11 protein-coding genes are annotated in these 14242 nt (G+C 73.5%); all 11 read right to left on the bottom strand.

The annotated features are described in order from the left end of the window. On the bottom strand, positions 1-345 hold a 345-nt coding region (locus IE330_RS34285), incomplete at its 3' end, for a DUF6191 domain-containing protein (protein ID WP_190140094.1). Between the two features lie 97 nt (positions 346-442). Beyond that, a complete protein-coding gene (locus tag IE330_RS34290) occupies positions 443-3523 on the bottom strand; it encodes a helix-turn-helix transcriptional regulator (RefSeq protein WP_190140084.1) in 3081 nt (1026 codons plus the stop codon). A 68-nt stretch (positions 3524-3591) separates the two neighbouring features. After that, positions 3592-3804 (bottom strand): hypothetical protein, encoded by a 213-nt coding sequence (locus IE330_RS34295; protein ID WP_190140085.1) that lies wholly within the window; start codon positions 3802-3804, stop codon positions 3592-3594. A 161-nt stretch (positions 3805-3965) separates the two neighbouring features. Continuing rightward, the gene (locus IE330_RS34300; protein ID WP_190140086.1) at positions 3966-4538 is read right to left on the bottom strand and encodes a hypothetical protein; all 573 of its coding nucleotides are present in this window, start codon (positions 4536-4538) and stop codon (positions 3966-3968) included. A 35-nt stretch (positions 4539-4573) separates the two neighbouring features. Then, entirely contained in the window at positions 4574-5179 is a 606-nt protein-coding gene (locus tag IE330_RS34305) for a GNAT family N-acetyltransferase (protein ID WP_190140087.1), read from the bottom strand. A 90-nt stretch (positions 5180-5269) separates the two neighbouring features. Continuing rightward, complete coding sequence (locus tag IE330_RS34310) at positions 5270-7504, bottom strand: MMPL family transporter (RefSeq protein WP_190140088.1); 2235 nt, start codon at positions 7502-7504, stop codon at positions 5270-5272. A gap of 363 nt (positions 7505-7867) precedes the next feature. Continuing rightward, complete coding sequence (locus IE330_RS34315; protein ID WP_268257377.1) at positions 7868-9952, bottom strand: phosphocholine-specific phospholipase C; 2085 nt, start codon at positions 9950-9952, stop codon at positions 7868-7870. Positions 9953-10306: 354 nt separating this feature from the next. Next, positions 10307-11824, bottom strand: coding sequence for an Asp-tRNA(Asn)/Glu-tRNA(Gln) amidotransferase subunit GatB (gatB, locus tag IE330_RS34320; RefSeq protein ID WP_268257378.1), 1518 nt, complete (start codon positions 11822-11824; stop codon positions 10307-10309). Between the two features lie 18 nt (positions 11825-11842). Next, on the bottom strand, positions 11843-12085 hold the full coding sequence (locus tag IE330_RS34325; protein WP_190140089.1) for a hypothetical protein: 243 nt from the start codon (positions 12083-12085) through the stop codon (positions 11843-11845). Continuing rightward, on the bottom strand, positions 12082-13575 hold the full coding sequence (gatA, locus tag IE330_RS34330; protein ID WP_190140090.1) for an Asp-tRNA(Asn)/Glu-tRNA(Gln) amidotransferase subunit GatA: 1494 nt from the start codon (positions 13573-13575) through the stop codon (positions 12082-12084). The genes IE330_RS34325 and gatA overlap by 4 nt, the downstream gene beginning before the upstream one ends. A gap of 6 nt (positions 13576-13581) precedes the next feature. Beyond that, positions 13582-13878: an Asp-tRNA(Asn)/Glu-tRNA(Gln) amidotransferase subunit GatC gene (gene gatC, locus IE330_RS34335; protein WP_190140091.1), complete on the bottom strand. Its 297-nt coding sequence runs from the start codon at positions 13876-13878 to the stop codon at positions 13582-13584. Positions 13879-14242: the final 364 nt, after the last annotated feature.

Here is a 14242-nt window from a genome sequence, read left to right on the forward strand (position 1 = left end):
GGCCTTCGGGCGCGGGGCTTGGTCGGCAGCGGCCGCGTCGGGCGGGGCGTGGTCGGCGGCGGGCGCGGCAGCGGCCTCGTCAGCCGGGGCCTGGCCGACGGCAGGCTCCGCAGTGGCCTCGTCAGCCGGGGCCTGGCCGACGGCGGGCGGGGCTTCCGGGTGCGGGGCCGGGGTGTCGTCGGGCTGCTGGGGGAGGCGGACCAGGACCTTGCCGGAGGAGAGGTCTATGGGGCCGTGGCCGGGGTCGCCGTCGTTGACGTCGACCCGGGTCAGCTCCAGCCGCTTCTTCTCGTCGTCCGTGTGTTTGCGCCCGGGGGCGAAGAGCTGCTCGAACACGTTGAACACGGTGCCTCCCCGAGGCTGACGACGGTCCGGCTGTCCAGGGTAGGCGAGCGCGCGCGGAACGGGCCGGGACGGACGCGGCGGGCCCGGCGGGCGCGGGTCACCCGGCGGCGCGCACCTCCTCCTCGGCGGCGGGGAACAGCCGCAGCCGGTGGGCGAGGGCGGCCGCCTCGCCGCGGCCCGCGACGCCCAGCTTGGCCAGGATGTTCGAGACGTGGACGCTCGCCGTCTTCGGGGAGATGAACAGCTCCTCGGCGATCTGCCGGTTGCTGCGGCCCGCCGCGACCAGGCGCAGGACGTCGCGCTCGCGGGTGGTCAGGCCGAGCGCCTCGGCGGGGTCGGCCGGGGCGGGGGCCGCCGCTCCGGTCAGGGAGAGGCGGCCCCGCTGGGCGAGCCAGGCGACGGCGTCGGCGAGCGCCCGGGCGCCCAGGTGCGCGGCGACCGCGCCCGCCTGGCGGAGCAGTTCGGCGACCCGGTCCCGGTCGGCGTCGCCGGTGGCGGGGCGGCCGGTGGCGGTCCTGCCCGCGAGCAGCGCCTCCGCGAGGCGGTGGCGGACGCGGGCGAGGTCGTAGGGCCGCTCCAGGGGCGCGACGGCGGTGACGACCGCCAGCCAGTCGTCGGGGGTGGCGCGGCCCTCGGCCCGGGCGAGTTCGGCGCGCAGCCACAGCTCGTACGCCGTCCAGACCGGTACGCGGGTGGGCAGGGCCTTGGCGGTGGTGCGGATGGTCCGCAGCACCTCCGCGCGGCCGGGCCCGGCGACGGCGAGGCCCCGGGCGTCGGCCTCGGCGGTGGCTGCGGCGAGCAGCAGCGGCCAGCCGTACCGCTGGGTGCCGGGCGGGAAGCCGGCGGCGACGGCCTGCTCCAGCTCGGCGCGGGCGTCGAGGAGCCGACCCTCGGCCGCGGCGACGCCGAGGGTGACGCGGTGCAGCGGCAGCGCGTCCTGCGGCATGGAGTCGTGGGTGCCGAACTGCTTGCGCGCGACGGCGAGCTGGCGCCCGGCCTCGGCGGTGTCGCCGCGGGCGAGGGCGATGTGGGCCAGGCGCAGGGCGGCGCCGCCGCGCGGCTTGGCGCTCAGGCCGGCGCGGTGGGCGGACTCGGTGGCCTCCTCCCAGCGGCCGAGGGCGTACAGGGACTCGGAGCGGTTGGCCCACATCCAGGCCTCGGACTCGCGCAGGCCGTACCGCTGGGCGAGGGCGATGCCCTCGTCGAGCATCTCCACGGCCTCGCGGGAGCGGCCGGTGCCTTCGAGCATGGAGGGGATGTTGATGTGGGTGCGGCCCACGAGGCCGACGATGCCGTCGGCGAGGACGCGCTCCCTGATGGCGTACAGCTCGGCGAACCCGGCGTCGATGTCGCCCGCGTCGATGGTCAGGCCGCCGAGGGTGAGCCGGGCGGTCAGCTCGATCTCGCAGGCGCCGACCATCCGGGCGTAGTCCACGGCCTGTTCGGCGGCGGCGAGGCTCTCGGGGCCCGGGTGGTGCAGCATCTGCCAGCCCGCGACGACGGCGAACACCTCGGCGTGCACCTCCGACGGCGGATGGCCGCGCACCAGGTCCTGGGCGGTGGCGAGCTCCTGCCAGCCGTCGCCGCGGGCGAGGCTGCGGACCAGGTGGGAGCGCTGCACCCAGAACCAGGCGGCGCGCAGCGGGTCGTGGCCGTCGTCCAGGAGGCGCAGCGCGCGCTTGGTGATCTTCAGGGCGCGTTCGCGGGCGCCGCACAGGCGGCCCGCGACGGCGGCCTCGGCCATGAGGTCCAGGTAGTGCAGCGGGGTGGTGGCGGGGTCGCAGCCGCAGGGCGGGTAGACCTCGGTGTAGTCGGCGGGGCGCAGGGCGGCGCGGATGTCGTCGGGGACGTCGTCCCACAGCTCCATCGCCCGCTCCAGGAGCCGCAGTTGTTCGGCGTAGGCGTGGCGCAGACGGGCCTCGACGGAGGCGTTGAGGACGGCGGGCAGGGCCTTCGCGGCGTCGTGGGCGTGGTACCAGTAGCTGGCCAGGCGGGTGGTGCGCTGGTCGGCGGCGACCAGCGTCGGGTCGGCCTCCAGGGCGGTGGCGAAGCGCCGGTTGATGCGGGAGCGCTCGCCGGGCAGCAGGTCGTCGCCGACGGCCTCGCGGACCAGGGAGTGGCGGAAGCGGTAGCCGTCGCCGCCGGGCGAGGCCAGCAGGATGTTGGCGCCGACGGCGGCCCGCAGGGCGTCGATCAGGTCGTCCTCGCCGAGCCCGGCGACCTCGGCGAGCAGCGCGTACTCGACGGTCGAGCCGCCCTCGGCGACGATCCGGGCGACGCGCTGCGCGTCCTCGGGCAGCTCCTCGACGCGGACGAGGAGCAGGTCGCGCAGCGAGTCGGTGAGCGCCGCGCAACTGTTGCCGTGGGAGGCGACGGCGAGTTCCTCGACGAAGAAGGCGTTGCCGTCGGAGCGTTCGAAGACGTCGTCGACGAGCTTGGGGTCGGGTTCGGCGGCGAGGATCCCGGCCATCTGCCGCGCGACCTCGTCGCGGGTGAAGCGGCGCACCTCGACGCGGTGGACCGTGCGCAGCCGGTCGAGTTCGGCGAGCAGGGGGCGCAGCGGGTGGCGCCGGTGGATGTCGTCGGCACGGAAGGTGGCGAGGACGACGAGGCGGCCGCTGCGCAGCGCCCGGACGAGGTAGGAGAGCAGGTGGCGGGTGGAGGTGTCGGCCCAGTGCAGGTCCTCGAGGACGAGCACGACGGTGCGGTCGGCGGCGACGCGCTCCAGGAGGCGGGCGGTGAGCTCGAAGAGGCGCGCCATCGCCTCCTCGCCGGGACGGCCGCCGGTGGTCCGCGGGCGCCGGTCCGCGTCGCACAGTTCCGGGAGGAGCCGCGCGAGCTCCTCCTCCTGGCCCGCGGCCGCCGCCGCGAACTCGGCGGGCAGTTCCTCGCGCAGGGTGCGCAGGGCGGCGGAGAACGGCGCGAAGGGCAGGCCGTCGGCGCCGATCTCCACGCAGCCGCCGACGGCGACGACCGCGCCCCGGGCGGTGGCCGCGGCCGCGAACTCCTCCAGGAGGCGGGTCTTGCCGACGCCCGCCTCCCCGCCGAGCAGCAGGGCCTGCGGGTCACCGGCGGGCTGCGCGGCAGCGCGGGCGAGCGCGTCGTTCAGTACGCGCAGTTCGTCGGCGCGGCCGACGAAGACGGGGCTGACGGACCTGGTCTCCACAGCGGTGAGCATCGCACAGAGCTGCGGTTTCGTGGGAGCGGGTTTCGCTGTGCGCGGCACGGCACGGCCTGCCCGGCCGCTCAGGCCGCGCGCGTGAAGCGGTCGGCCGGGCCCCGGCCGGTGCCGGGGCGGGTGCCCGCGGTGCCGGCCGCCGCGCCCCGGGTCCCGGCGTCGTCCCGGCCGAGCGCCCGGCGGGCCTTGCCGGCCTTCCGTGCCTCGCGTACGAGGCGCTGGTGGGCGGCCTCCTCGGCGAGCTCGGCGGCGCGGAACTGGTGGAGCTGGTACTCGAACATCTCGTTCCCCTGGGTGGTGGTGTCTCGCGTTCTGCGATGACTCCACTTTCGTTTCCCAGGGGGGTGCGGCACATCGGGAAGGTTCCGCATCTTGGGAGGACGGGGGGCCTTAGGTGTGCGGGGGTGCCTTAGGCGGTGTCCGCCTGAGGCACCCCCGCCGCCTAACTCGTCGACGGCAGCCCGAGGATCAGGTCCGTGTACTTCGCCGCCGCCAGGGCCAGGCCGATGACGCCCAGGGCGGCGCCCGCCCACGCCACGGACTTGATCCAGGGCGCCTGTACGCGTGCGGGGTCGCCGAAGGCGGGGCGCAGGAGCACGGCCACGGCCGTGACCAGGGCCGCCACCGCGAAGGCGCCCGCGACCAGGGCGGTCGTCCTCCAGGAGTCGCCGTAGACCTCCTGGACCTGGCGGGCCACGCTCGCGCCCTGCGAGGTCCTGAGCTGCCCGATCAGCGACTCGCGCGCGGAGGCGACCGTGCCGGTCCAGCCGCCCGAGAGGCCGATCAGACCGAGCGCGGCGGCGACGACGGCCGCCGCGCCCTGCCCGACGCCGCCGGGCTCGGCGACGGCATCGGTCCCGGGTGCGGCGTCGGCTTTGGCTGCGGTCTCGGGCCCGGCATCGGCGTCGTCGACCACTGCCTCAGTGGCACCCCGCGCCGCACCGGCCGCCGCCGTTTCGTCCGTCGCCGCCGTCTCGTCCGTCGCCGCCGTCTCGTCCGCGCTCTTCGTTCCCATGCTCCGCACCGTACGGACGGAGTCTGAGAGGGGCCTTAGGGAATCTGAGAGGGGTCTGAGGACGGCACCTCGGTCTCGGCCGCCCGGCGTTCCTCGCGGGCCTTGCGCCACTCCGGGGCGAGGACCGACCAGACCTCCATGTCGTGGCGGATGCCCTGCCAGGGAAAGCTCTCCCGCAGGACGCCGTCGCGTACGAAGCCCAGGCGCGCGGCGGCGGCCTTGCTGCGGTCGTTGCGGGAGGACACCACCCACTCCACGCGGTGCATGCCGCGCCGGTCGACGGCCCAGTCGACCATGGTGCGGACGGCGTTGGTGATCAATCCCCGGCCGGTGGCGGAGGGTTCGAGCCAGACACCGACCTCGCAGGTGTCCGTGGCGGTGTCGAAGACGCGGAAGAGCGTGCCGCCGACGAGCGTGCCGTCGAGCCAGACGCCGTAGAGGCGGCCGGTGTCCGCGGCCTGCTTGTCCGCGTACCGCTGGAGGGTGGCGCGGGCGGACTCCAGGTCCTTGGTGAGTACGGTCATCGGCACCCAGGGACCGGCGAACTCCCGCGCGCGGTCGACGTGTTCCAGGAACTCCTCGGCGTTCCAGGGCTCCAGGGGGCGCAGTTCGGCCCCCTCCCCCACGGATATCGCGAACATCCGGCTGCTCCTCAGCGTTGTCGAGCGTTCTCACGCGTTCTCGGCGTACGACAGCGTCGTCGGCCCCGCGCCGGCGCCGCCGCGGCGCCGTCAGCGGTGGTCGAGCCCCGCGTACGTGACCTCGTCCTCGTCGTGCCCGCGGTGCCCCGGGATCTTCGCACGTGTCCGGCTCTCGGGCACCTCGATACTGAGGCGCGGCAGCCAGCGGTCCACGCACCGGGGCAGCCACCAGTTGGCGCCGCCGAGCAGGTGCATGAGGGCGGGCACGAGCAGCGTGCGCAGGACGAAGGCGTCGAGCGCGACGGCCGCGGCGAGGGCGATGCCGAACATCGCGATCACCCGGTCCCCGCTGAGGACGAACGCCAGGAACACCGAGATCATGATGACGGCCGCGGAGTTGATGACGCGGCTGGTCTCGGCGAGGCCGACGCGGACGGCCACGCGGTTGTCGCCGGTCTCCAGCCACTCCTCGTACATCCTGCTGACCAGGAAGACCTGGTAGTCCATGGAGAGGCCGAAGAGGACCGAGACCATGATCACGGGGAGGAAGGGCTCGACGGGGCCCGCGCGCCCCAGGCCGAGCAGTTCGCTGCCCCAGCCCCACTGGAAGATCGCGACCACGACGCCGAACGCGGCCGCGACCGCCGCGACGTTCATGACGGCGGCCTTCAGCGGTATGCCGACCGAGCGGAAGGCGAGCAGCAGCAGCACGCAGCCGAGGCCGATGACGACGCCCACGAAGAGCGGCAGCTTGCCGACGATGATCTCGGCGAAGTCGTCGTAGCCCGCGGTCACGCCGCCGACGCGCAGGTCCAGCGAGGTGCCGGCCTCGGCGCGCGGCAGGACGTCGTCCCGCAGCCGGTCGACGAGGTCGCTGGTGGCCTTCGACTGGGGCGCGGAGTCGGGTACGACGGTGACGAACGCCGTGGTCCCGTCCTCGGCGTAGGTCACCGGGCTCACGGTCGCCACCCCCGGCGTGGACCCCAGGGTGGTGTCCAGGGTGTCGAGGGCGAGCCGGTCGGCGGCGCCGCGGACGTCCGTGACGAGGGTGAGCGGGCCGTTGACGCCGGGCCCGAAGCCGTCGGCGAGCAGGTCGTAGGCCTGGCGCGTGGTGGCCGTCGCGGGGTTGTTGCCCTGGTCGGAGGTGCCGAGGCGGAGGAAGAGGGTGGGCAGCGCGAGCACCGCGATCACCAGGACCGCGAGGGCGCCGAGCGCCTTCGGGTGGCGCTCCACGAACGCCGACCAGCGGGCGGCGAGCCCCGTCGGCACCTCCGGCTCGGGCCCGCGCTCGGCGAGGCGGCGCCGTTCGCGGCGGCTGAGGGCGCGCGGCCCGAGGAAGGCGAGGAAGGCGGGCAGCAGCGTCACGGACGCGGCGACGGTGAGGGCCACGGTCAGCGACGCGGCGATGGCGACGCCGTTGAGGAAGCTCAGGCGCAGGATGAGCATGCCGAGGAGGGCGATGCACACGGTGGCGCCGGCGAAGACCACGGCGCGGCCGGTGGTGGCGACGGCGCGCTCGGCGGCCTCGGCGACGGGCAGGCCGCGTTTGAGGGCCTTGCGGTGGCGGGTGACGATGAACAGGGCGTAGTCGATGCCGACGCCGAGCCCGATCAGGGTGCCGAGCATCGGCGCGAAGTCGGCCACCGTCATGACGTGCCCGAGGAGCACGGTGCCCGCGTACGCCGTGCCGACGGAGACGACGGCCGTGGCGATGGGCAGGGCCGCGGCGGCGAGCGAGCCGAAGGCGAGGAACAGCACGACGGCGGCGACGGCGACGCCGACGATCTCGGCGGTCTTGGCGCTCTTGGCCTCGGTGAGGCCGACGGCGCCGCCGCCGAGGGCCACGTCCAGCTCCCCCGCGGCGGCGGTCTCGGCGTCCTCGGCGGCCTGGACGACGGCGCGCGCCTGACCCGGCTCGACGGAGTCGAGCTGTTCGCGGAAGGTGACCGTGGCGTAGGCGGTGCGGCTGTCCTCGCTGATCCGGTCGTCGCCGCGGTCGGTGTACGGGCTGGTGACGGAGGCCACGCCGGGCAGCTCGGCGATCTTGTCGAGCGTCGCGGTCATGGTCCGCTCGACCGCGGCGGAGCGGACGCCGCCGTCCTTGCCGGTGTGCCAGACGACGGTGTTGGCGTCACCGCCGAGGTCCGGGAAGCCGTCCTCCAGGAGCTGGCTGGCGCGCTGCGACTCGGTGCCGGGGACCTCGTAGTCGTTGGAGTACGCCGATCCGGCGGCGGCCGCGGCGGCCGCGGTGGAGCCGAGCGCGAGGAGCCAGATCAGTACGGCGACGAGGCGGTGCCGGACGCACCACCGGGCGAGTGCTGCCACGAACTGGCTCCCTGAGTGTGTCGTGGATCCTCGCCGGGACAGCCGGGAAGCGTCGGAGATGGCCCGATGAGAACACGTCTGCTGCTGGACCGCAGGGACCGCGGGGACGGTCGGAGCTGCGGGGACTGCTGGTGCGCCGACATGATCAACATGTACCGGTACCGATCGATAAGGATCATGTCGTCGTATGTGGGTGACATGACCGAGATGGGCCATGCGCAGCCACTCTGACAGCCACCGGAGATCCATAGTCCGTTTCGTGTCCAGCCTCACAGCGGCACGGGGCTCCCGGACGCGGCAGAGAGCACGCAGGGGCGCACGGGTCACACCCGCGCGCCCCTGCCCCTCGTGTCCTGCGGGTGATCAGCCCGACACGCTGGCGCGACCGTTCTCGATATGCCCCATCAGGCGCCGCCGGAAGCCTTCGTCGCCCGCCGCCGTCACCTCCAGGTCGTACCAGCCGTGCTCGTCGGCCGTGTGCCAGGCGAGGGTGCGGCTGCTGCCCGGCCGGACGCGGACGGTCCGGGTCCGCCGCCGGACGTCGTCCTCGCCGACGTAGCCGAGCGGCCGGACCGTGAAGACGAGCTGGCCCTTGCCCCGGTTGGCGAGCGTGAGGTGGAGGTCGCGCCGGGTGAGGGCCGAGGAGAGGGCCGCGGTCCCGGCGGCGCGTCCGGCGAACTCGCGGCGGAATCCGTTCGGCCCGGTCACGGTGAACCGGTAGGAGCCGCCGGGCAGCGGCACGGACCAGTGGCCCTCGTGCCGGACGTCCTGGTGCTGGGGTGCCGGGAACTCGCCCGCGTACGGGTACAGGGCGAAGTGCGCGCTGCGCCGGCCGCCGTTGCGCAGCCGCACCGTGAGCGCGCCGTCCTTCGCGGGCCGGGCGTCGGCGTCCGGCTGGTACGGCAGCGGGCGGGCCCGGCGGACGCCCGGCTCCTGCCGGGGCATCGACTGCTCGGCGGGCGGCTCCGGGCGCCAGCGGCCGCTGAAGGGCGGGATCGCGCCGGGCCGCTCCACCTCCGGCGGCCGGTGACCGCGGTCGAAGTCGAAGGCCCCGGTGAGGTCGCCGGCGACCTGGCGGCGCCAGGAGCCGATGTTGGGCTCGCGCACGCCGGTCCACCGCTCCAGGAAGCGCACCACGGAGGTGTGGTCGAAGACCTCCGAGCACACGTACCCGCCGACGGTCCACGGTGACACGACGAGCATCGGCACGCGGACGCCGAGCCCGGTGGGCAGGGACTGCCACCGCTCCTCCGCGACCTCCGGGCCGGGCACGGGCGGCGGCACGTGGTCGAAGAAGCCGTCGTTCTCGTCGTAGTTGATGAACACGGCGGTGCGCCGCCACACCTTCGGGTGCGAGGCGAGGGCGTCCAGGACCTTGTAGACGATGGTGGCGCTGTGGACGGGCGAGGAGACCGAGGGGTGCTCGGAGTCCACCGCGGAGGGCACCAGATAGCTGACCTTGGGCAGTGTGCCGTCCGCGACGTCCTTGGCGAACTCCTCGGCGAGCTTCCCGGTCGGCACCCGCCGCAGGCCCCGCTCGAACAGCGACCGCTCCCGCCGGCTCAGCGTCGCCACGCCCCGCTCCAGGGTGGCGAGCAGCCTGCCGCGCTCGGCCTCGTCCCGGGCGTCGCGGACCTTGGCGTAGAAGGCCTCCAGGTAGGTGAGACCGGTCCCGGCCAGGACCTTGCGGGCGATGGCCTTGAAGGTGGTGAAGAACTCGAGCTGGTTGTCGGTGAAGTTCTCCCACTCCGTGTACGTCCGCCAGCTCACGCCCGCCTTCTCCAGGCGCTCGGCGTACGTCCCCCAGTCGTAGCCGGGGTGGGTGCCCTCGGCGTACGCGGCGTTGCCGACGGCGCGCGTGCCGTCGGCCTCGAAGCCCGTCTTCCCGCTCCACAGGTGGTTGCGGTTGGGGCTGGTGGAGGTGTGGATGGAGGAGTGGTAGGCGTCGCAGACGGTGAAGGTGTCGGCGAGTTCGTAGTGCAGCGGGATGTCCTGGCGCGTGTAGTACGCCATGGTGGCCGCGGTCTTGGCCGAGACCCAGCCGTCCATCCAGCCGTCGTGCCAGGCCTTGGCGCCGCCCTTCCAGGAGTGGTCCAGGTCCCCGATGTACTGGAGGTCCTTCCGCTGGGCGGCGGCGGCCTCGCGGACCGGGAACGGCAGGATGGTGCGCAGCGGGCCGGGCTGCTCGAACACGGTGGTACCGCCGGGCAGTTCGATGGCGTTGCGGTCGGAGAAGCCGCGCACGCCGCGCAGGGTGCCGAAGTAGTGGTCGAAGGACCGGTTCTCCTGCATCAGGATCACCACGTGCTCGATGGCGTCGAGGCCGCCCCGCGGGGGCTCCTTCGCGAGCGCCTCCTGGAGCGACGGCGGCAGGAAGGACCCTGCCGCGGCGGCGCCGAGGGCGCCACCGCCGACCGCCATCAGCCGCCTGCGCGATATCTCCGCCACGCCCAACCTCCTGTCGGTGACCAATGGTTGTCCGGTGATCCATTGGTCTGCTGAGCTGGGACGGTAGTGATTCCTGGTGGCCCGGGGAAGACCGCGGACCGAAGTCGGGGTGAACGTGCCGGACTTCCGCACACACGCGGAAGGGGGCGCCGCACCCGGTGGGTGCGGCGCCCCCTGCGCGCGTACGGGACGCGACCTCACGAGCCTCGCGGGGCTCGCGGGGCGAGGACGGTCGGCGTGCCTGGCACGGACGGCGACGCTCGGCGCCCCTCGCCCGTACGCGCGAGGGTCGGCGCCGTTCGCCCGTACGACGACGGTCGGCGTCTTTCGCGTGTACGGGCGAACGCCCCGGCGTCAGCCCTCGACGCCCAGCTTCTCCAGGATGAGCTCCTTGACGCGGGCGGCGTCGGCCTGGCCGCGGGTGGCCTTCATGACCGCGCCGACCAGGGCTCCGGCCGCGGCCACCTTGCCGCCGCGGATCTTGTCCGCGACGCCCGGGTTGCCCGCGATGGCCTCGTCCACGGCCGTGGACAGCGCGCCCTCGTCCGAGACGACCTTCAGGCCGCGCTTCTCGACGACCTCGTCCGGCTCGCCCTCGCCCTTGAGCACGCCGTCGATGACCTGGCGGGCCAGCTTGTCGTTGAGGTCACCGGCGGCGACGAGCGCGCTCACCCGGGCGACCTGCTCCGGCGTGATCGGCAGGGCGCCGAGCTCCACGCCCTGCTCGTTGGCGTTGCGCGCCAGCTCGCCCATCCACCACTTGCGGGCGGAGACGGCGTCCGCGCCCGCGTTGATGGTGGCCACGATCGGGCCGATCGCACCGGCGTTGAGGATCGCCTGCATGTCGTGGGCGGAGACGCCCCACTCCTCGCGCAGCCGGTTGCGCTGCGCGAGCGGCAGCTCCGGCAGCTCGGCGCGCAGCGCCTCGACCCACTCGCGGGACGGGGCCACCGGCACCAGGTCGGGCTCGGGGAAGTACCGGTAGTCCTCGGCCTCCTCCTTCACCCGGCCCGACGTGGTGGAGCCGTCGTCCTCGTGGAAGTGGCGGGTCTCCTGCACGATGGTGCCGCCGGAGGCGAGCACCGCCGCGTGCCGCTGGATCTCGTAGCGCGCGGCGCGCTCCACGGACCGCAGCGAGTTGACGTTCTTCGTCTCGGAGCGGGTGCCGAACTTCTCCTGGCCCTTGGGACGCAGCGAGAGGTTCACGTCGCAGCGCATCTGGCCCTGCTCCATGCGCGCCTCGGAGACGCCGAGCGCCTTGATGAGCTCGCGCAGCTCGGCGACGTACGCCTTGGCGACCTCGGGGGCGCGCTCACCGGCACCGACGATCGGCTTGGTGACGATCTCGATGAGCGGGATGCCCGCGCGGTTGTAGTCGAGCAGCGAGTGCGAGGCGCCGTGGATGCGGCCGGTGGCGCCGCCCACGTGCGTGGACTTGCCGGTGTCCTCCTCCATGTGGGCGCGCTCGATCTCCACGCGGAAGACCTCGCCGTCCTCGAGCTGGACGTCCAGGTAGCCGTTGTAGGCGATCGGCTCGTCGTACTGGGAGGTCTGGAAGTTCTTCGGCATGTCCGGATAGAAGTAGTTCTTCCGGGCGAAGCGGCACCACTCGGCGATCTCGCAGTGCAGCGCCAGGCCGATCTTGATCGCGGACTCGACGCCGACCTTGTTGACGACCGGCAGGGCGCCGGGCAGGCCGAGGCAGGTGGGGCAGGTCTGCGAGTTCGCGTCCTGCTTCAGCTCGGTGGAGCAGCCGCAGAACATCTTGGTCCTGGTGCCGAGCTCGACGTGGACCTCCAGGCCCATGACGGGGTCGTACGACGCGAGCGCGTCCTCGTACGACATCAGCTCGGGGGTGGTCGTGGCAGTCACGGTGTTGGAACTTCCCTCTCAGCCGAGCAGAACGTCGTCGTCGCCGATGCGCCTCAGCTCGCGCACCAGGATGGCGATGCCCGTGACGATGGCGGCCGCGGAGACGACCGCGTCGACGAGCTGCAGCGTGTCGTGCTCGGCGCGGGCCTTCTTGACCTGCTTGAGCGTGCTGATCGCACCGAAGGCGGTGGTGCCGATGGACAGATACGTGCCGGTCCTGGACTTCTTGAAGCCCTTGGCCTTGCTCAACGTCTTGCTCATAGCGACGGTGCCTCCTCAAGCAGCGGGTGGCCCCACTTTTCCACGAAGGCGGCCTCGACGGCGGCGCCCACCGTGTACAGGCGGTCGTCCTTCATGGCGGGGGCGATGATCTGCAGGCCGACGGGCAGTCCGTCCTCCGGCGCCAGGCCGCAGGGCAGCGACATGGCGGCGTTGCCGGCCAGGTTGGTCGGGATGGTGCACAGGTCGGCCAGGTACATCGCCATCGGGTCGTCGGCGCGCTCGCCGATCGGGAAGGCGGTGGTGGGCGTGGTCGGCGACACGATGACGTCGACCTGCTCGAAGGCCTTCTCGAAGTCCCGCTTGATGAGCGTGCGGACCTTCTGGGCGCTGCCGTAGTACGCGTCGTAGTAGCCGGAGCTGAGGGCGTACGTGCCGAGCATGACGCGGCGCTTGACCTCGTCGCCGAAGCCGGCCTCGCGGGTGAGCGCGGTGACCTCCTCGGCGGACTTGGTGCCGTCGTCGCCGACGCGCAGGCCGTAGCGCATGGCGTCGAAGCGGGCCAGGTTCGAGGAGCACTCGGACGGCGCGATCAGGTAGTACGCGGAGAGCCCCAGGTCGAAGGAGGGGCAGTCCAGCTCCACGACCTCGGCGCCGAGCTCCTTGAGCAGCTCGACGGACTCCTGGAACCGCTGCATCACCCCGGCCTGGTAGTGCTCGCCGCGGAACTGCTTGACGACGCCGACGCGCATGCCCTGGACGCTGCCGTTGCGGGCGGCCTCGACGACCGGCGGGACCGGGGCGTCGATGGAGGTGGAGTCGAGCGGGTCGTGCCCGGCGATGGCCTCGTGCAGCAGCGCCGCGTCGAGCACGGTGCGGGCGCAGGGGCCGCCCTGGTCGAGCGAGCTGGAGAAGGCCACCATGCCGTAGCGGGAGACGCCGCCGTACGTCGGCTTGACGCCGACCGTGCCGGTGACGGCCGCGGGCTGGCGGATGGAGCCGCCGGTGTCGGTGCCCATGGCGAGCGGCGCCTCGAACGCGGCGAGCGCGGCGGAGGAGCCGCCGCCGGAGCCGCCGGGGATCTTCGTCAGGTCCCAGGGGTTGCCGGTGGGGCCGTAGGCGCTGTTCTCCGTCGACGACCCCATGGCGAACTCGTCCATGTTGGTCTTGCCGAGGATGACGACGTCGGCGGCCTTCAGCTTCTTGGTGACCGTGGCGTCGTACGGCGGGATCCAGCCCTCGAGGATCTTCGAGCCGACGGTCGTCGGGACGCCCTCGGTGGTGAAGATGTCCTTCAGCGCGATCGGCACACCGGCCAGCGGGCCGAGCTTCTCGCCGCGGGCGCGCTTGTCGTCCACGGCGCGGGCCTGCGCGAGCGCGCCCTCGCGGTCGACGTGCAGGAAGGCGTGCACCTTCTCGTCGACGGCCTCGATCCGGGCGAGGTGGGCCTCGGTGACCTCGACGGCCGTGAGCTCGCCGGACGCGATCTTCGCGGCGATCTCGGCGGCGGTGAGCTTGATGATGTCCGTCATGGTCGGTTAGTCCTCCCCCAGGATCTGCGGCACCTTGAAACGCTGCTGCTCCTGGGCCGGAGCTCCGGAGAGCGCCTGCTCCGGGGTGAGCGAGGGGCGGACCTCGTCCGCGCGCATGACGTTCGTCAGCGGCAGCGGGTGCGAGGTCGGCGGTACGTCTTGGTCGGCGACCTCCGAGACGCGGGCGACCGCGCCGATGATGTCGTCGAGCTGTCCGGCGAAGTGGTCGAGCTCTTCGTCCTGCAACTCCAGACGTGCAAGGCGGGCGAGGTGGGCGACCTCCTCGCGCGTGATGCCAGGCATGCAGCGATCCTCTGGGGTGAGCGTGATGGATTTGCGCCCAATCCTATCTGGCGGGGGCGCCCCGACCGGTGCCCCCTGCCTCCCCGGCCCCTGTCCCACCCACCCGCCCCCCATCGGCCTCCGGCCTCGTCCTCAAACGCCGGACAGGCTGGAATGTCCTCGACTCGCCGTCGTCGGCCGTCCGCCCGGGAAGGGCGGGCGGGGGTGGGCGGATCACCGTCAGCCGACGACGGCGCGCACCGGACGATTCCAGCCCGTCCGGCGTTTGAGGACGAGGCGCGGAGCGCCGATGAAGGGGGAAAGGGGCGGAGCCCCAGACGAAAGGGCGGGGGGCCGGGGGCGGCAGCCCCCGGTTTCGGGAAGG

This window comes from Streptomyces longispororuber (assembly GCF_014656095.1).
GTDB lineage: Bacteria > Actinomycetota > Actinomycetes > Streptomycetales > Streptomycetaceae > Streptomyces > Streptomyces longispororuber.